Source organism: Cohnella candidum (assembly GCF_003713065.1).
GTDB lineage: Bacteria > Bacillota > Bacilli > Paenibacillales > Paenibacillaceae > Cohnella > Cohnella candidum.
The window spans coordinates 4544572-4562827 of sequence record NZ_CP033433.1 but is presented as its reverse complement, the minus strand read 5'-3'; the positions used below and the strand labels follow the sequence as shown (position 1 = coordinate 4562827).

General features: G+C 55.9%; 16 protein-coding genes. 8 read left to right on the top strand and 8 right to left on the bottom strand.

The features are described 5' to 3' along the window. Positions 1-42: 42 nt before the first annotated feature. From EAV92_RS21120 to EAV92_RS21085, 8 genes are all read right to left on the bottom strand, one after another. On the bottom strand, positions 43-1659 hold the full coding sequence (locus EAV92_RS21120) for a response regulator transcription factor (protein ID WP_123042910.1): 1617 nt from the start codon (positions 1657-1659) through the stop codon (positions 43-45). After that, complete coding sequence (locus tag EAV92_RS21115) at positions 1652-3409, bottom strand: sensor histidine kinase (RefSeq protein ID WP_123042909.1); 1758 nt, start codon at positions 3407-3409, stop codon at positions 1652-1654. Before EAV92_RS21115 ends, EAV92_RS21120 begins: the two co-directional genes overlap by 8 nt. A gap of 145 nt (positions 3410-3554) precedes the next feature. After that, positions 3555-4685, bottom strand: coding sequence for a GGDEF domain-containing protein (locus EAV92_RS21110; protein WP_123042908.1), 1131 nt, complete (start codon positions 4683-4685; stop codon positions 3555-3557). Between the two features lie 42 nt (positions 4686-4727). Further along, positions 4728-5612, bottom strand: a complete 885-nt coding sequence (locus EAV92_RS21105; protein ID WP_123042907.1) for a radical SAM/SPASM domain-containing protein — start codon at positions 5610-5612, stop codon at positions 4728-4730. A gap of 70 nt (positions 5613-5682) precedes the next feature. Next, the gene (locus EAV92_RS21100; protein WP_123042906.1) at positions 5683-6210 is read right to left on the bottom strand and encodes a DinB family protein; all 528 of its coding nucleotides are present in this window, start codon (positions 6208-6210) and stop codon (positions 5683-5685) included. Between the two features lie 102 nt (positions 6211-6312). After that, entirely contained in the window at positions 6313-7605 is a 1293-nt protein-coding gene (locus tag EAV92_RS24640; RefSeq protein ID WP_164472875.1) for a CTP synthase C-terminal region-related (seleno)protein, read from the bottom strand. Next, positions 7602-7895, bottom strand: coding sequence for a hypothetical protein (locus tag EAV92_RS21090; RefSeq protein WP_164472874.1), 294 nt, complete (start codon positions 7893-7895; stop codon positions 7602-7604). Before EAV92_RS21090 ends, EAV92_RS24640 begins: the two co-directional genes overlap by 4 nt. A gap of 47 nt (positions 7896-7942) precedes the next feature. Continuing rightward, the gene (locus EAV92_RS21085; protein ID WP_123042904.1) at positions 7943-9067 is read right to left on the bottom strand and encodes an SGNH/GDSL hydrolase family protein; all 1125 of its coding nucleotides are present in this window, start codon (positions 9065-9067) and stop codon (positions 7943-7945) included. Positions 9068-9227: 160 nt separating this feature from the next. On the opposite strand from EAV92_RS21085, the gene EAV92_RS21080 reads away from it, so the two are divergent. From EAV92_RS21080 to EAV92_RS21045, 8 genes are all read left to right on the top strand, one after another. Next, positions 9228-10193, top strand: a complete 966-nt coding sequence (locus EAV92_RS21080; RefSeq protein ID WP_123042903.1) for an NAD(P)-dependent alcohol dehydrogenase — start codon at positions 9228-9230, stop codon at positions 10191-10193. 94 nt (positions 10194-10287) lie between these two features. Continuing rightward, positions 10288-12075 carry a sensor histidine kinase gene (locus EAV92_RS21075; protein ID WP_123042902.1) on the top strand — a complete coding sequence of 596 codons (1788 nt, stop codon included), beginning with the start codon at positions 10288-10290 and terminating at the stop codon, positions 12073-12075. Beyond that, positions 12072-13397 (top strand): ABC transporter substrate-binding protein, encoded by a 1326-nt coding sequence (locus tag EAV92_RS21070; RefSeq protein WP_123042901.1) that lies wholly within the window; start codon positions 12072-12074, stop codon positions 13395-13397. Before EAV92_RS21075 ends, EAV92_RS21070 begins: the two co-directional genes overlap by 4 nt. 20 nt (positions 13398-13417) lie before the next feature. Then, a complete protein-coding gene (locus EAV92_RS21065) occupies positions 13418-14224 on the top strand; it encodes a response regulator transcription factor (RefSeq protein WP_123042900.1) in 807 nt (268 codons plus the stop codon). 116 nt (positions 14225-14340) lie between these two features. Then, a complete protein-coding gene (locus EAV92_RS21060) occupies positions 14341-15702 on the top strand; it encodes an ABC transporter substrate-binding protein (protein WP_123042899.1) in 1362 nt (453 codons plus the stop codon). Between the two features lie 62 nt (positions 15703-15764). Beyond that, entirely contained in the window at positions 15765-16682 is a 918-nt protein-coding gene (locus tag EAV92_RS21055) for a carbohydrate ABC transporter permease (protein WP_123042898.1), read from the top strand. Further along, the gene (locus EAV92_RS21050; protein ID WP_123042897.1) at positions 16683-17504 is read left to right on the top strand and encodes a carbohydrate ABC transporter permease; all 822 of its coding nucleotides are present in this window, start codon (positions 16683-16685) and stop codon (positions 17502-17504) included. Positions 17505-17581: 77 nt separating this feature from the next. After that, positions 17582-18166: a GNAT family N-acetyltransferase gene (locus EAV92_RS21045; protein ID WP_123042896.1), complete on the top strand. Its 585-nt coding sequence runs from the start codon at positions 17582-17584 to the stop codon at positions 18164-18166. Positions 18167-18256 lie beyond the last annotated feature (90 nt).

Genomic DNA, 18256 nt, shown 5'->3' with positions numbered 1-18256 from the left:
CGCAAAAAAAAAGAAAAGCATGGCGCAAGGCCATGCCTCCGGTTATGGCTTCGTGCGGGTCCGCTGACGGTAATCCTGCGGATTGACGCCGAAGTGCTTTTTGAACATTTTCGTAAAATGGGAGAAGTTGTAGTACCCCACCTGCATGGCGATTGCGCTCACCGTCATATCCGTCATGTCCAGCAGCTGCTTTCCCCGCTCCATTTTCGTTTCGATCAGAAAGTCGATCAGGCTCGTTCCGGTTTCTTTCTTGAACAGCCGGGACAGGTAAGCGGGGTTTAGATTGACGTGGGCGGCGACATCCTCGCGGGAAATGTCCTCCTCCACGTGTTGTTTCATGAAATGGATGGCTTTCTGTACGAAGCCGTCGGTCTCTTTCTCCGCGTACGCGGCATCCATCACGGCGGATACGAAGTTGACCGCCCAGTTCTTCCACTGCGGCAAAGTCCGGATTTGGGCCGTGCTCCATAATGCGAAATTCGGCACCCGTTCGACGCTGATCCCTTTGACGATAAGAAAGTGATAGATGACTTGCAGAAGGCCGTGATAGTACGTCTCCAACTGCTTAGGATGCAGATCCCCGTCTGCCGCCCATTGGTCTGCATGTTGCCGGATCCATTCGATGAACTTCTCCCGGTTCCCGTTGATCATATATTTCGACCACTCGGAAAGATCCAGGTTCACGGTCGGGGCGTGAGACTGTACGGCGGTCTCTTCCTCGTCGTAGGCGAAGACCGATTGGCTCCGGGTCAAATTGTTGCGCTCCAAGCGTTTCAGCCCGTCGCACATTCTCGGCAGTTCTTGCAGCGGCGTGAAGCCGCCGATATAGCAAGATACCCTGCAGTAGAAATACATCTCGCAAAATTCGATAAACCGATCGCCGGTTTGCTTCCAAGTTTCGGACATCGCTCCCGGCCGATCTAGCGCCGAAGCATAGACCATGACGAACAGTTCCCCGTTCTTCTCCATCACGGCATGCCCCGCATGCTCCATCAGCCAGATTTCCTCGGCCGCCTTCTTCACCGCGTACTCCATGATGTCATGGTCCCGCTCCTGAAGCGGCTTCGTCCATTCTTCGATACTGATGAGAATCGGCAGCACGGGATGCTCCGACGGCAGCTCGATTTGGGCATCCTGCAGCGCCCGCTCCAGGAAATCCCCGAAAGACAAAATGCGCCGGGACAATAAATCCTTCCAAAACCGTTCGGCCAACAGCGGCTGTTGTTTGTTCCACAAGGCATGATATTTCCGGTACATGCCGGTATTGCGAATCTGCTCTTCTTTTTCCTCGATCGATTTCAGCATTCGGGTGATGACTTCGGCTAACTCCGGGCCGTCAACAGGCTTCAACAAATAGTCGAAGCTGCCCAAGTGGATGGCTTCCTTCGCAAATTCGAATTCGCTGTGGCAGGTTAGAAACAAAGCCTCCGTAGACTTCGAATGCTGTTTCACCCATCGGACGAGCGACAATCCATCCTCGTCATGCATTTCGATATCGCAAATCAGAACGTCGATCCGCCGTTCCGACAGGATGTCCCTGGCGTCATCGGCGCTGTAGGCGACATGAACCCGGTCGATCCCGAGCCGTCCCCAATCGTTGGAATTCCGAATGCCTTCCACGGCAAATTTCTCGTCATCGACGATCAACATCTCACGCATGTTTCATCTGCTCCTCGTAAGACTCGACGGGCACGATGATGCGAACCCGCGCCCCTCTAGGTTCTTGCTGCTGAAACCTCAGCTGCGCCTTTTCCCGGTAATGCACGGCGAGGCGCTTCTTCACGTTCCAAATCCCGATATGGCTATCCTCAGAGTCGGGGGCATACTCATCCGAATTCAGTTCCTCTATTTTCTCCGGCGGGATTCCTTTCCCGTTGTCGCGAATCTCTACCAGCATCAGTTCTTCCGCTCCTTCCATCCTTCTCGCCTCGATTTCAAGAATGAAGGGCGGCGCCTTGATGCTCATGCCGTGAACCATCGCGTTTTCCACGAACGGCTGAATGAGCAGGGACGGAATTTCAACGTCACGTAAATCGTCCGCGATGCGGATTTCGAACTCGAAAGCCTCTTGATACCGGAGCTTCTGGATTTCCAAGTAATTGCGGACATGCTCCATCTCTTGGTTAAGCGTATTGAATTCGCGTTTGGAGTGAAGCATGAACCGGAAATACTGCATCAAATGCCGCACCGTCTTTTTGACCAACTCCGTCCGGCCGAGATCCGCCAGTTGAAACGCGATGTTCAGCGTATTCAGGAAAAAGTGCGGGTTGATTTGCAACTGCAGCTGCTTCATTTCCGCCTTCTGGGAACGCAGGCGTCCTTCGTAAACGTCGATTTTCAAATTCACGATTTCCTCCACCATTTGGTTGAAGGAATGGTTGATGATCGCGAACTCCATGATGCCCGAATCCGGCAGCCGGGTGTGCATTTGCCCTTCCTTAATCCGTCGGATGGCTCCCAGCAATTGCGCGATCGGTTTGAAAATAATGCTTCTGAAAATCAGGATATAAAAGAGCAGAATGACAACCGCGAGAAGAGGAAGCAAGTTAATGACCGTTTGGAAGGCGCTTAACCCTTTCAGCAGTTGAGAGTTCGGAAGGATAACGGCCATATTGAGCCCTGTTTTCTCCGAACGGCTCGCCACGACCAGGAGCTTCGAGCGGCCTTCGGATAACGAGAAGCTTTGATTGATGCCCAGCTTTTCTGCCGGCAATGCCTTAATGTCTTCCAGGGGCTCGGACACGCCGGAAAGAACCTTGCCGTCTTTTCCGGCGATCACGACGTCGCTCCCTTCCTGCAGATCCAAGTTGCCCAGCGGAGTAATCAAGCTGTTCACGTTGATGATCGCGCCGATGTACGCATTATTCTCCAGATCGTCGCTGACCAGCCGGACCAGGAAATATTGGTCCTCGATCCGGACGATCGACCATTTGTACATCAGGCTTTTGATCGTTTTCGGTTGATGGAACGAATCGGCCAGCCATTGTCTGACCTCTTCTTTATAGGAGGAAGCCGCGCCGAACATGTCGGTGGAATTCAGTTGGTCGTTGGGTTTGGAATAGATGAAGAACATATCTACGTTATGATAATACGTCTGGTAAGTCGTATTTCGCTGAATGAGCTCGATCTGCGTAAAATATTTCTCGGAGTCGGTCAGCCCGGGCTGGCCGAACTGCTGAAAGTTATCGTCATGATTGACGATGTCGAGCATGTTCTTCTCGATATCTTCCAGGCTTTTGTCGATCATGCTCAGGTTGGAGTCCACCAGGTTCTGATAGGAATTCGCTACCTGGGACAAGACGACCCCTTTGGCATAGTTGCCGACGGCAAAAAGAATGAGCAGAAGAGGGATCGTAATCGCGCAGAAAAGCAAGATGAAGCGGGAGCCCAGCGTATTCCGTTTCAACAATTCATGTTCCCTTCTTTCCGTTGAAAAACGATGCCTGATCGATTTCTAATTCTAGGCTCTCTTAGGTGCAGGCACAACAGGAATCTTGCAGGCATGTTTTTCTATTGCAAAAAGCCCCCGTCCTGTTGAAGAACGGGGGCTTCCTCTATGATCCTGCGGCTTCCGGGAGGAGGATATCGTCAATGATGCGGTTTTTACCGTTCCGCTTGGCTTCGTACAAGCACGCATCCGCCATTTTGAAGAAACGCTCCCTGCCCATCTCTTGCCGATAGCCTTGGAGACCGATGCTGACAGTCACGTTACCGCCGTGCAGCTCCTCATGCACGATGCCCTCGACTTCCTTGCGGATCCGTTCGAGCACCGCACGGGTTTGGTCGAGGGGCTTATCCGTAAACAGGACCGCGAACTCCTCGCCGCCGTACCGGAACGCGAAGTCTCCGTCGGCCAAATGGCTTCGCATCGTCGCGGCGATCCGCTTCAGCACTTGGTCGCCGGCCCAATGCCCGAAGGTATCGTTGATTTTTTTGAAATTGTCGATGTCCACCAGGGCCAAATTCACGGCGAAAGACGTCGTGTTCGTCTGTTCCAGCAATTGCGCCAAATATTCGTGGAACGTTTTGTGATTGTACAGGTCCGTCAGCGCGTCGGTCTTGGACAGCCTCTCCATCAACGTGTTCTGGACCAACAGCTCCTGCTTGTGTTCCGTCGAATTCAGCAGCGCCTGCTGCAAGGCGACGACCCGTGACATCAGGCTCAGCACGATGATCAGGCTGTTGATCAGGGCGAAGAGCGTGACCAGCAGCTCCGCCGTGCCGATTCTGTCGTGAATTACCGGATTCAAGAAATAGAGAGCGAGGAACGACGCCAGGTTCATGGCGAAAGAATAATAGAGCTTCCTCATGTCGTAAAAGGTCAGGGCACCGAACAGAGGCGGCAGGAACACCATCTCGATGCCGGGAATGTCTGGAAGCGTATTCACGATCACGATCGAAAAAACGGTACCCGAGGATAACATGAAATAATGCCGGAGGTCCGAGCCGGAACGAAGGTTCCATTCAGTCACCCCCAGCATCGCCGCGATGATCGCGGAGGGGATCAAGCACCCGTGCAGCAGGGAATGCCACGCACCGACACCGGGTTCCCGGGCGAACAGGCTGATCAGCGCAAAGGCGAATAAAGTGCCTCCGAACACGAGCCAGTAGGCGTGCATGATTTTGCGGTTCCATTGATGATAGTCTACGATGTTCAGAAAATACTTGGAATATTGGGAATACATAGGGTCACTCCCCTTGAACCGCTGATGTCTTTCGATTATACGTCAGGCTTGTTCCAAATTAAACCTTTTCCGGTAACCGCACTTGCGGCACAACTCTTCCACGGCCTTCCGCCTGGAGAAACCGTAGAACAGATTGTTCGCGCGCTCGCTTTCGACGATTTCCGAAAATGGGGTCTGATGCACGTTCCCGAGGTTGATCACGCCTTCCCCATCGAGACAGCAAGGCACGACCGTACCGTCCACCAGGATCGCGGCTTGGCTGCGGAGACCATGGCAGAAGCCGACTCCGTCGTCCTCGGGCGCGTGCAGGCTCGGCCATTGGAACTCGTAGTCTTGATTAAGATATACCCGCTCGGCGACTTTCAATCCGCTGCCGGGCGTGACTTTCTCTTCGATTTTATAATCCAGGCCGAACTCTCGCTCAAGGACTTCGAGAGTCTCCCGATTCCTTTGGCGTTCAAGATTCGTCATGTTGTCCTGGGTCAAATTCCAGAGCCGGAATGAGAAAATGACCTTGTGCGGCTCCGCTTCACGAACGAAGTCCAGGATCTCGCGCAAATAGCCCTCACGATTCTCTGACCCTTCATGCCCGTCGAAGCTATGGAGCGAAAAGTTCATTTGGCGCAGGGCGGGTTTGCCGAGGATCTTATGCCAGTTCTTGCGGATCAGCGTGCCGTTCGTCGTGATGTTCACCGTCAGCCCCTTGGCGTGCGCGGCGTCCAGCAATTCGTCGATTTTCGGATGGAGCAGCGGCTCCCCTTTCACGTGAAGGTAGATGTGTTTGGTGTGGGGTTTGACCTGCTCCAATATATGGTTAAAAGTTTCCAGCTTGATGAAATTCGCCTTGCGCTCCGTCGGCGGACAGAAGCTGCATGCGAGATTGCAGACGCTGGTGATTTCGACATAGACTTTCTTGAACGTTTTCATCGAGTTCTCTCCAATGCTCTTTCCTAGGTGCCTCTCTCTTTATATGAATTCGGTAGCCGTATCGGATTTCCTATCGGTTTTTCAAGATTCCTAAATATGCCGTCCAGGGACCGACGTCCTCCCCATATCTCTTCGCCATGACTCGCGCGATTTGGGCCAGATGCGTGAAATCGTGAACGACCCAAGTGGAGAGCAGCTCCCTTGCCTTTACTGTCCCGAATGCCGGATGGGAACCGGTCAACTCAAGCTGCGCGTCGGTATGGATGAGCGTTTTCAGTCGGGCGATATTTTCGAGTCTCAGGGCTTTGAATTCCGACAGTTTCTGCCGGATTGGCCTATCGTGGCTGGAATCCTCGGATGGAAGACGCACGAACGGAGTAAATACGGCGTTTTCCCCTTCCCGCAAAAGGATTTGCAGCCGCGGAATCCAGTTCGTTTTCTCTCCTTCGATGAGATGCTCGATGACCTGCGTGACATTCCACGTTCCCTCGCCTTCATCGCAGAGCAGCCATCCATCCGATAAACCCGTCAGAAAATACGCCAGTGTTCCCGGCGTGCGTTCCAAAACTTCAATCGCTTCTCCCAAATCGAAATGCATCCCCGCCACTCCTCTCCTATTGAATTTATTATGGATGGGAGCCGTATGTGCCGCAATAAAAAAGACCCGGAGCAGAGCTCCGGAGTCTGAAATGTTGATAGATCAAGGCAGGAACATCAATTCCCCAAACGCCTGAGGTACATGGAAGTTGACCCGCCCCGTCGGAGACCATGCCCAGTATTGGCGGTTTCCGTCCTGCTCGGCATCGATCCGGTATAAGTTCCAACGCCACACCGTACCCGGAGCAGGCTTGAAGCCCAGCGCGTCAAAAGGGATCGTAATTTCATAAGACCATTTTCCCGAGTGCTGGGTTACGCGGGTCTCCAGATTTTCCGCATTCCACGCCGTGTCGATCTGCAATCGGCCGTCCGGATCCCGGTGTATGATCGCGTCGAATACCACGTTCCGCGGACTGACCTCGAATTCGAAATACCGCTTGCCTTCCCCTGTCGGGTCGATGAAAATTTCGACGACGTCCTCCTCGTACAGAGGGTCGTCCCGGTTGTTCATGGTCGCCACGATATAATCTTCTTCGCAATCGAAGCGGACATAGAGGGCTTGATCATCCCAATACGCTTTCGCCTCGGTTTGAAGTCTCGGGACTTCACCCGTTACGGTATCGCGAAGGAGAACAGCCTGCGGCAAAGACCAGGGGTTTTCCGACGCCTCTTGGACATAAAGGCATTCGTATCGAAAATCGTGGCCGGCGGCCGTCTGAACATACGCCCTGATTAAGGGATGCACGACGTTCCGGAAAGCCGAGCGCTCCGGCTGGAACAAAGCCCCGACGTAGAAAGGGTGGCTTTCCAGTTCCATGATCCGGGTCTCCCCGTCGGGATCCACGCCGACGACCCGTAATCCGCCCTTCTCCAAAAGCGGGGAGAACTCCGGGTTGAGTCCGTAATTACAGGTCCCATATTGCTCCGTAGTCTCCTCGGCACCATAGATACGGGCAACCCGCGAACCCGCTGCCAATCGGAACGTGTTCGTCGTTTCGCTTACCGTGCAAGTCAAAGGTGCGACAAGCAGCATGGACGCCGCGGGATTCTCCTCCGCGTGATCCGCTTCCGACAGCCCCAACACGTTCCTCGCATATTCGATGACCATATGCTGGAATCCGCCGCAGGTACCGAGGAAGGGGATTCCCCGCTCCCGCGCGTAACGGATCCCGTTCAAGGCGCCCTGCATGCTCGCATACGGACTCGCGGGGACCGTCCAGATCGCTTGATAATCGGCGAGCTTCCGTTCATGGTCTTGTTCCAGCGTCGGCGTCGCGATCCAGTCATAAGCGATCTCGACGCCAAGCTCTTCCGCCGCCAACTGCAGGGCGACCGGGATGGCTCTGTGGGCTTTCACTTCCGGGTCGTAGTCTCCGATCAAACCGAAACGGATCATTCCGTCATCCCCTCTTGCTGCGCGATATGAAAATGATCCCAAGATAAGTAGATACATAGCGCGGCCACGATGCTGAACACGATCAATAACTGCTGATTCCTCCGCATTTTCACCGCCCACGTACCGAAGAAGACCGCCGCGGCCAGTTTGGCTGCGCTTTGAGCATATTCACTGTCCGAAACGAGTGAGCCGCTCAGCAGGATGGATAGGACTAAGGAGACAATACCGAGCACCTTGAACCATAGCGGTTCTCTCAGAAACATTTTGTAGAAAAAACGAATCCGTTGCATGGCGTTATTCAACCCTTCCGGTTTTTTCCTCTCCAAAGCATCATAACCTACCGCAGTAACTCCTGAATATACCGCGCCAGCTCTTCTGCCGCTTTTTCATGCGCGAGAACGCCAGGGTGCGTCCGCGATCCCATCGTTTCGGCAGTCGTATTCGGCAACTGGAATACGGACACGTTACCGTCGCCCGTCATTCTCTTATACTCGTCCACGGCACGGTAGATCGCCGGCATCATCGGGATGCCCAGCATGCCGTAAACCCACACGATCCGCGCGTTCGGATTATACTTTCGGATCTTCGCAAGAAAACGCCGGACGGCCGTCTCGAAAGCTTTCAAATCTTCTTCATGGTAGCTGCCGTCTTCGTTCAGCCGCTGCTTATGGCTTTCGCCGGTGGCCTCGTCCTTCCACTCCGGCGTCTGAAACGCGGACCCGTCGTTGGTCCCCAAATTCACGACCACGACATCCGGCTGCCAGGATCCGAAATCGTAATCGTCGAACGCGCCCAGAGCCGCATTTTTGTCGCCGGTCAACAGGCCGCAAACCTTCTCGTAGTAATCCGGCAAATTGTTCCTCGGATTATTGTCCCAGCTCGTCAGGACGCCCCACCCGCTCTGGGAAAGCACCCGGTATTCCGCACCCACCGCCTCGGCCGTCAAATACGTATAGTTGCGGACCGCGCCGAACCACATCGGGATCCAATCTTCCTCCGCTTTGGCGCCGACCGTTCCTTCCCCCGAAGTGATGCTGTCGCCGATGAACTCGATTTTGTAGGGCTTGTCCGCAATCGGCGCGAACTCCCCGTCGAACTTCAACGCATGGATCAGCAGCGAGTTGCCGGGATCCGCGCTCATGGCCTGCAGTTCCCTTACGACACGGACATTCTTGACCTCATCCGGATTCATGCCGCGGAATAAGCAAACCCAGTAACGGCCCGCGGTCAGCATCTGCCTGCTGACGGGAACGGAGTTGATCAGGATGACGATCCAGGGCTCGTACCGGTCATAATCGGCTTCTATTTCGATCCAGAGCTCGGAGCCTTTCGCGTTGAATTCGACCCCGCTTCCCGTCCAAAACAACGGCAATAGAGACAAGCCTCCGTTCGTCCGGCCATGCACTTTCATGTGAGCAATATCGGTTAATGCATACGTTCGCAGGTTATCGTTAGCTTTCATGGCGCTCCCTCCGTAACTCGTGCTATTCCCATCATAAGCTTCCCGCGCGGCGGTCCACCAGAAATAATTTTCGTCGTTTGTTATGTAAATTATACTTTACATTAGGAATGATATATATTACATTATGTTCATCAAAGTTTACCTACTAGGGAGGCCGCACATGAAAGCTATCGTGTACACCCAATATGGTTCGCCCGAAGTCCTTGAACTCCAAAACGTCGAGAAGCCGACCCCCAAAGACAACGAAGTTCGGATCCGGATCCGTGCAGCCGTCGTCACGCCCGCGGATTGCTCCTTCCGCCGGGCCGATCCCTTCATGGTCCGTTTCGTTTACGGCCTCTTCAGGCCCCGGAACCGAATCCTTGGGGTCGAACTTTCCGGAGAGATCGAGGAGATCGGCCGCGAGGTGAAAGGCTTCCAAGCAGGAGACCAGGTTTACGGAATCAGCCCGAAAAGCTTCGGCGCCCACGCCGAATACGTCTGCCTGCCCGAGACTGCCCCGCTCGCTCCCAAACCCGCCAATATGACGGACGAAGAGGCCGCCGGCATTTGCGACGGGGCCCTGACTTCCCTCGTTTTCCTGCGGGATGCCGCCAAAATCAAGAGCGGACAAAAAGTTCTCGTCAACGGGGCTTCCGGATCCGTAGGCGCTTATGCGGTGCAACTGGCCAAGTATTACGGCGCGGATGTCACCGGCGTGTGCAGCGCCGCGAACGTGGAGCTGGTTCGCTCCTTAGGCGCCGACCGCGTGATCGATTACACCCAAACCGACTTTACGCGCACCGGCGAGACTTATGACGTCATTTTCGACGCGGTCGGCAAAAGCTCATACTCTCGCTGCAAGGACGTGTTGGCACCGGCAGGCGTTTACCTCTCGACAGTTCCCTCTGCTGGCTTGATGCTGAGCATGCTCATGACCGCAATCGGCGGCGGCAAGAAAGCAAAGTTCGTTACCGCGGGTTTAAAACAAAATCAACAGAACCTCGATTTCCTCCGCGAACTCGCCGAGTCCGGCCAACTCCGGCCGGTGATCGACCGTCGCTACCCGCTGGAGCGGATCGCGGAAGCCCACCGCTACGTAGAAACGGGGCGGAAGAAGGGGAACGTCGTCATCGCGATGGATTGACAGCATCTGGATTGAACCATAAGATTTGGTTTGAACAATTTGAAAACGATTGCTTGGTGCGTTCTTGAACCGTCTAAGGAGGACATTGAACGCGATGAATGCTTTTTCCAAGCCGATTTCCATCCGGACGCTGCTCTTATCCATCTTTCTCTTGCTGATGATTTTTCCGATGGTCGTGATCACTTTCGTCACGTACAAGAAGGAAAACCAAATCTTCCAGGACCAGGTCAGCCAATTCCTCGCCCAAACCGTCGAGCAGACCGGCAAGGTGCTCGATGCCAATTTGACCGAGATCGACCGTCTCACTTGGTCGCTGCTGTATCAGCGGCAGCTCGATTTTCTCGATTCCCCCCTGCATACCCCCTATCAGCTGCAGGAAGCCAACCGCAAGTTTCAGCAAATGGTCTATTTCGATCTGTTCCGCGGCCGGCTGGACCATATTCAGGCCGTCTATTTCGTCACGCCGGACAAAATCGTCCTCTCGACCGACAACACCTACCAATGGGCCAAACAAATGGACGAGGCGAATTACCGCCGCATTCTCGATACGGTCGATCGCAACCCGCTCAAGATGTTTTGGTTCAGCGAAAACCAGGCGGCGTTCCGCCCCACCAGCGGATTCCAAACTTCGGTGCGGGATTCGGTCGTCGCGGTTCGCAAGCTGATCGACAGCAATACCTCCGCGCTGAGAGGTTACCTCTTCGTGCAGTTGAACGACCGCTTCCTCGCGGATACGCTGGCCAGCGTCCGGATCGGCTCGACCGGAGCGCTGCTCGTTACCGGTCCGGACGGAGAAGCCGTGTATCGGCAGGATGCCGCCTTGCTGCACGACCAACCGGTCGCGGAAGCCGTCAAATCCTTGCCCGCGCAGGGCAGCGGCACCGTGAAGCTGCAGGGAAAGTGGCTGCTCTCCTATGTCACCTCCGACATCAGCGGCTGGAAGATGACCGCGGTCGTCCCGCTTCACGAACTTCTGGGAGCCAATCAGCAAATTCTCAAATATCTTCTCGTCATGGCGGTGCTCGGCACGGTCATTTTCGTCGCCATATCCATCCTGTTGGCGACCGCGTTGTCCAAACCGGTCATCCAGCTCGCGCGGCTTATGTCTGTTACGTCCCTCGATCATCTTCATGTTCGGGATATCCAGGGATCCGTCCATGAAATCGGCATCCTCCAAAGAAATTTCAACCGCCTGATGGACCGCATCCAGCAGCTGATGCACGACAACGAACGCAAAGAGAAAGAAAAACGCGACGCGCTGCTGCAGACGCTCCAAATGCAAATTCACCCGCATTTTCTATACAACACCCTCGACACGATCTATTGGATGTCCAAGAAGCATCAGGCCGAACCGATCAGCAAACTCGTGGCCGCGCTCGGGAAGTTTTTCCGGTTCACCCTGAACGCCGGGCAGGAATGGACGACGCTCGATAAGGAATTCGGCCACCTCGAAAATTACTTGCTCATCCAATCGTTCCGATACCGGGACCGGGTCCGGCATCACATCGAGCTGGATCCCGCGGCGAGAGATGCCGCGATCATTCCGCTGCTCTTGCAGCCACTCGTCGAAAACGCGCTTGAACACGGGATTTCCAACCTGCCGGAAGGCGGCGTCGTGCGAATAGAAGCCAAGAGAGAAGGCGAACAGGTCGCCATTACGATCTTCAATTCCGGAAATCCCTTGGATGCGGCGCTCGTCGACCGGATCCTGCACGGAAACTCCCCGAATGACCATGTGGGCTTGCGTAACGTGCAAAGCCGGGTTCAGATGGCGTTCGGGCCGGAGTACGGCCTCGCCCTGGAACCGGGATCCGGCGGAGGCACGCTGGTGACATTGATCATTCCTTACAAAAGCCGACTGACGGGAAGGGCGACCGGATGACGAGAAATAAACTGAACATATGGCTGTTTATCGCGTTTGGGTTGATGGTGGTGTGGGCGCTCGGGGGAATCGTGCTTCTGGACCGGAACGCGGTGCCGGCGACGTCGGAAGCGAAGACACCGGACTCTATTAAGGTGCTGATCCGGACCGGGACGGAGGCCGCGGCCCTTCGGCAGCTGCTCGAGCCCTTCGAACGGTCCACCGGCATTCATGCCGATCTGATCGAAGTCGGCCGGGACGGCTATTTCACGACGGTCGGCACCCAGCTGCTCGCGGGCTCGGACACCTTCGACCTCGTGTTCGTGCCGAACACCTCCGTCGCGGAGCTCGCGTCAGCCGGCGCGATCGCGCCTCTGGATCCGTTCATCGACAATCCCGCTCTGACGGATCGAAAAGCGTTCGATTTGCCGGATTTTCTGGCGGTGTACCGGTACAACGGGACGATTTATGCGCTGCCCACCGACATCAGCACGCATTTTCTATACTATCGGAGCGATCTCATCCCGAACCCCCCGGAGACCTGGGACGAGGTTTACGAGTTAGCGGAAAAGTTCTCGCAAAGCCGCGACCCGGCGTCGCCGACCAAATGGGGCCTTGCCATGCCCGCCGTCGTGCCGGAAGAGAGAACCAAAATTTTCGCCTCCCTCCTCTGGACCTTCGGGGGCGACTTCATCAGCGACAGCGACGGTCACGCGCTGCTCGGCAAGCCCGAATCCTTGCAGGCAGCCCAATTCATGCAGAAGCTTCTCCGCAATAAACTCATTCCCGGGGACCTGCTCTACTGGGATTTCGCGAAAACCCGCGACGCCTTGCTCTCCGGCGATGTCGCCATGGCCGCGCCGTTCTGGAACGCCGCCTATCCCGCGATCCTCTCCGATAAAGAGAGTCGGTACGCCGGCAATATCAAGATCGCTCTCCTGCCCGGCATGAAAGACGAACAAGGCCATATCCGGCGGGCACCTTTCCAGCATGGATGGACGTTCGCCGTCAATGCGAGCTCCAAGCATCCGGAATGGGCATGGAAGTTCCTGTCCTACGCGACGGGCAAGCAAGGCGGAGCGCTTTACGTGAAGGCCGGAGGCGTACCGGCGCGCAGGTCCATCCTGTCCGATCCGGCCTATGCCGCAAGCAGACCGGATTTCCGGCTCATTCTGAAGAGCATGGAGGTCGCCCGGGAAGAGCCTTCGGTGACGTATTATCCTTCGATGGTGGAAATCACGGAGAAAGCGCTGGCGAAAATTTACACGCTGGAGAGCAGCCCGGAAGAGGCATTCCGGGAAGCGTCCAACGATTTGAACCGGCTAACGGCCGCTAATCCATAACAGAAAGGAGCTTCGGTACCATGAACCAAGCGTGCAAGGCGATCATTATCGATGACGAAGCCTGGATCCGCGAGGGCTTAAGCGAGCATGTCGGCTGGCGCGAGCTGGGCATCGAGCTTGTCCGTTCGTTCCGTGACGGGACGGAGGCTTATGCCTATCTGGAACAAGAACCCGTGGCCGTCGTGTTGTCGGACATCCGCATGCCGAACATGACCGGGCTGGAACTGCTGGCCAAGCTTCACGAGCGGAGGGGCGCGCGGCCTGATCTGCCCCTGCCCAAAGTCATCTTCCTGAGCGGTTATGAGGATTTCAAATATGCGCAAGAGGCGCTGCGCCTGGGCGCGGTCGATTATTTGCTGAAGCCGGCGGAGGTCGAGGAAATCGAAGCCGCTTTGGCGAGGGCCAAACGGATGGCGGAGGAGTCGCAGGAACGCAACGTCGTGCCGGGTGAAGCGGCAGGCGCCGGCTCCGACCGTTGCGGCACGGATGAACCGGGCTCTTATCTGATCAAGAAGGCAATCCACATGCTCACGACCCGGTACGGGGAAGATTTGCATTTGTCCGATATCGCAGGGGAACTTTTCATTACGCCCAACTACTTAAGCCGGCTGTTCCGGCAGGAAACGGGCAAATCCTTCGTCGAGCTGCTGTCGGATATCCGTCTGGAGAACGCGCAAGCGCTGCTTAGCAAGGAAACGATGAAAATTTACGAGGTCGGGGCGGCCGTCGGGTATTCCAATCCCCGGTACTTCAGCGAATGGTTCCACAAGAATACGGGAATGACGCCGGGAGAATACCGAAACCTGCACTACGGCACCGTCACCTAAACGATGGTTTTGTGCAAAATAGCGGAAGAAAAGATAGATCAGCCGCGTTATGTCGGTCGGCCCGCTCGAGATATGATGTTTTCGTAAAACGCTTTCATCATATCGCGAAGAGGGGTATGGAATTGAAACGCAAATGGGGTCTTATGATTTCCGCGGTGGCGATCGTCAGCCTGATGCTGTCGGCGTGCGGCGGGAGCAAGAGCGGCAGCGACGCTTCGCCGTCGCCATCGGATTCGCCGAAGCCGTCCGCGAGCGCGAGTGCAAGCGCAAGCGAGAGCGCTCCGGCTTCCCAGGCAAGCGGAGGGCAAGTCGAGATTTTCAGCTGGTGGACGGGCGCGGGTGAAGAAGCGGGCCTCAAGGGCTTGATCAGCCTGTTCTCCAGCAAGCATCAGGACATCGAGGTCATCAATGCCGCCGTCGCAGGCGGCGCCGGCACGAACGCCAAAGCCGTCCTGGCGAGCCGGATGCAGGGCGGAGACCCGCCGGACGCGTTCCAGGTCCACGGCGGCGCCGAGCTCAACACCGGTTGGGTGGCGGCGGACAAAGTCATCGCTCTCGACGATTTATACGCTTCCGAGGGCTGGGCGGACAAATTCCCGAAAGACCTGATCGACCTCGTGAGCAAAGACGGCAAACCCTACTCCGTGCCGGTCAACATTCACCGGGGGAACGTCGTGTTTTACAACAAGAAAATTTTCGACGACAACGGGCTGAAAGCCCCGACCACGTTCGACGAGTTCTTCAAGGTCGCGGACGCCCTGAAAGCCAAAGGCATCACGCCGCTGGCGCTCGGCGACAAAGAGCCGTGGACGGCTACGATGGTGCTGGAGAACGTCCTTCTCGGCGTGCTTGGCGCCGACGATTACAAGAAGCTTTGGACCAACGAGCTTTCCTTCGACGACGCCAAAGTGAAGCAGTCGCTGGAAACGTTCAAGAAGATGCTCACCTACATCAACGACGACCATGCCGCCCGCAACTGGCAAGACGCCGCGCAGCTCGTCGCCAAGGGCGATGCGGCCATGAACATTATGGGCGACTGGGCCAAGGGCTACTTCACGACGGATCTGAAGCTCGAAGCCAATAAAGACTTCGGATGGGTTCCGACGCCGAATACGGCCGGCAGCTTCATGGTCATCACGGATACGTTCGCGATTCCGAAGGGAGCCAAGAACGAAGCCAACGCCAAAGAATGGCTGAAGGTGCTCGGCTCCGTCGAAGGCCAAGACGTGTTCAACCCGCTCAAAGGCTCGATTCCGGCCCGTATCGACGCGGATAAATCCAAGTACGACGTGTACGGCCAATCGACGATCGAAGACTTCAAGACGGCGAAGCTCGCGCCGAGCATGGCGCACGGCTCGGCCGCTCCGGAAGGCTTCACGACGCAAGCCAACCAAGCGGTAAACATCTTCGTAACCAACGGAGACGTGGACCAGGCGCTCAAAGCGCTGAAAGCCGCACAAGCTTCGAGCATCCAATAACGACTCATGGGGCCAGATGGGATACAGGCGCATCTGGCCCTTCTTCATGGAGGGAAGGCACAATGATGCATAGATCGGAAAAGGCGATTCCCGTCCTGATGATTTTGCCCTCGCTCGCGGCGATCGCGATTTTCGTATACGGGTTCATCTCCTGGACGGGTTACGTGTCGTTCACCGATTGGAACACGCTCGTCCGAAGCTCCCATTTCGTCGGTTTCGCCAACTATCGTTTCCTGTTCCAGGATTTCCGGTTTCAGTCGGATTTGCGGAACACGCTGGCCTTCACCGTGCTGTTCATCGGCCTCACGATGCTCTGCGGGCTGTTTCTCGCTAAAATGGTGGACTCGAAAATCAAGGGAGAGGCTTTCTTCCGGAACGTCTTCATTTTCCCGATGGCGCTCTCCTTTATCGTAACGGGCGTCGTCTGGCAGTGGGTGCTGAACCCGACGACCGGCGTCAATCTGGCTTTGAAGTCGCTGGGCATCTCCCATCCGCCCAAATGGTATACCAGTATTTCCATCGTCCCGAAGCTCCATCTCGGCGCCATCGACTTCGGCTTGCCCGTCGCCGTGATCGCCGTCGTGCTGGCTGCCGTGTGGCAAATGTCCGGATTCGCGATGGCCATGTATTTGGCCGGCTTGCGGTCGATCCCCGACGACTTGCGGGAAGCCGCCCGCATCGACGGCGCCGCGGAGAAGCAGATTTTCCGCAAAGTCATCCTGCCGCAGCTCAAGCCGATCTCGATGAGCCTAATCATTATCTTGGCGCATATCTCTTTGAAAATTTTCGATCTGATCTATGCCATGACCGGGCCCGGAGCGATGTTCGTCACGGACGTTCCCGGCGTGTACATGTTCGAAACGACGTTCAGGGGCAACCATTACGCGCAAGGCTCCGGCATCGCGATGATCATGCTGCTCCTGGTATCCTTGCTGATCGTCCCTTATCTGATCTCGAGCTTTCGGAAGGAGCGTGGCTAGATGCACCGGCAAACGGCCCCCTCTTATTCGTTATATTTGCTGCTTGTCGTCTTGGCCGCGCTCTTCCTCGTTCCCGTCTATATCATCCTCGTGACCAGTTTCAAAGGGGCCTCCGAGGTCACGCTGGACCGGATGTGGCATCTGCCGGCTTCCCTGGATTTATCCGGCTATCGCGCGGCTTACGCCAAGCTGCTTCCGAACCTGCGGAACAGCTTCTGGCTCGCGATTCCGGCGACCGCGCTGTCGGCGCTGCTCGGGTCGATGAACGGATACGTCTTGTCCAAATGGTCCTTCCGGGGCTCCAACGTAATGTTCGCGCTGATGCTGTTCGGGATGTTCATTCCCTATCAGAGCGTCCTGATCCCGCTCATTCAGTTCATGCAGCAAATCAAGCTGTACAACTCGATTCCGGGACTCGTACTCGTTCACGTCGTCTACGGACTTCCGATCTGCACGCTCATGTTCCGGAACTTCTACGTCGGCATCCCCACGGAAATGCTGGAGGCGGCGAGGATCGACGGCGCGGGATTCTTCGGCATCTTCCGCAGGATCATGCTGCCGCTGTCCGTATCGGGATTCGTCGTCGTGTGCATCTGGCAGTTCACGAGCGTATGGAACGAATTCCTTTTCGCCGTCACGCTAACGACGCAGAAACAGCAGCCGATCATGGTTGCTTTGCAAAACCTGTCCGGCAGCCAAATCGTGCAATGGAACGTCCAGATGGCCGGCGCCCTGCTTGCGGCTTTACCTACGCTTGCCGTGTATGTTTTCCTTAGCCGCTACTTCGTCCGGGGATTGTTGGCAGGTTCGATCAAAGGCTAAAAAGAGGATTTGCTCCGGATGCCGTCGTATTCGTCTTAGAGAGTTTGCTAAGGCTGAACTGCGAAGGAGATCTGCACATGCAAGTGGAACCCGTTATTCTACAAGGAGCTAGAGTCACGCTGCTCCCGATGGAGATTGAGCATATCGCCCCTCTGTACGAAGCGTTGAACGATCCGGAATTATGGATCTATTCCCCTCCGGGCATGCGGAGTATCGGCGATATGGAAACCTACGTCCGCACGGCGCTCGACGAACGCGCCAGAGGAGTTTCCCTGCCGTTCGTCATTCGCGATAACGAGACGGATCGTCTCGTCGGCACGACGCGGTTCGCCGATATTTCCGCTGCCAATCGCAGCTTGGAGATCGGGTGGACGGCGCTGGCCCGCGAAGTATGGAGGACGCGCGTCAACACCGAGTGCAAATACTTGCTGCTGCGGCATTGCTTCGAGACGCTCGGCACCGTGCGCGTCCAGTTGAAGGCCGATTCCCGCAACGTCCGCTCGCGGCAGGCGATGGAGAGGATCGGCGCGGTTTTCGAGGGCATCCATCGCCAGCATCGCATTCTGGGCGACGGCTACATCCGCGACACCGCCTTCTATAGCTTCATCGCCTCCGAGTGGCCGGAGATGAAGTTGAAATTGGAAAAGATGCTGGAAATCTAGACGAACGCGAAGCAGGCTGCCGACTCCATAGTCGGCAGCCTGCTTTCTTCATAAAAATATCTTCATGTTTCGACAATCTTCGAAGTGGGT

Coding starts and splice junctions, on each gene's coding strand:
- EAV92_RS21120 (WP_123042910.1), bottom strand. CDS start 1,659: ATGCGTGAGATGTTGATCGTCGATGACGAGAAATTTGCCGTGGAAGGC.
- EAV92_RS21110 (WP_123042908.1), bottom strand. CDS start 4,685: ATGTATTCCCAATATTCCAAGTATTTTCTGAACATCGTAGACTATCAT.
- EAV92_RS21105 (WP_123042907.1), bottom strand. CDS start 5,612: ATGAAAACGTTCAAGAAAGTCTATGTCGAAATCACCAGCGTCTGCAAT.
- EAV92_RS21100 (WP_123042906.1), bottom strand. CDS start 6,210: ATGCATTTCGATTTGGGAGAAGCGATTGAAGTTTTGGAACGCACGCCG.
- EAV92_RS24640 (WP_164472875.1), bottom strand. CDS start 7,605: ATGATCCGTTTCGGTTTGATCGGAGACTACGACCCGGAAGTGAAAGCC.
- EAV92_RS21090 (WP_164472874.1), bottom strand. CDS start 7,895: ATGCAACGGATTCGTTTTTTCTACAAAATGTTTCTGAGAGAACCGCTA.
- EAV92_RS21085 (WP_123042904.1), bottom strand. CDS start 9,067: ATGAAAGCTAACGATAACCTGCGAACGTATGCATTAACCGATATTGCT.
- EAV92_RS21080 (WP_123042903.1), top strand. CDS start 9,228: ATGAAAGCTATCGTGTACACCCAATATGGTTCGCCCGAAGTCCTTGAA.
- EAV92_RS21075 (WP_123042902.1), top strand. CDS start 10,288: ATGAATGCTTTTTCCAAGCCGATTTCCATCCGGACGCTGCTCTTATCC.
- EAV92_RS21070 (WP_123042901.1), top strand. CDS start 12,072: ATGACGAGAAATAAACTGAACATATGGCTGTTTATCGCGTTTGGGTTG.
- EAV92_RS21065 (WP_123042900.1), top strand. CDS start 13,418: ATGAACCAAGCGTGCAAGGCGATCATTATCGATGACGAAGCCTGGATC.
- EAV92_RS21060 (WP_123042899.1), top strand. CDS start 14,341: ATGGAATTGAAACGCAAATGGGGTCTTATGATTTCCGCGGTGGCGATC.
- EAV92_RS21055 (WP_123042898.1), top strand. CDS start 15,765: ATGATGCATAGATCGGAAAAGGCGATTCCCGTCCTGATGATTTTGCCC.
- EAV92_RS21050 (WP_123042897.1), top strand. CDS start 16,683: ATGCACCGGCAAACGGCCCCCTCTTATTCGTTATATTTGCTGCTTGTC.
- EAV92_RS21045 (WP_123042896.1), top strand. CDS start 17,582: ATGCAAGTGGAACCCGTTATTCTACAAGGAGCTAGAGTCACGCTGCTC.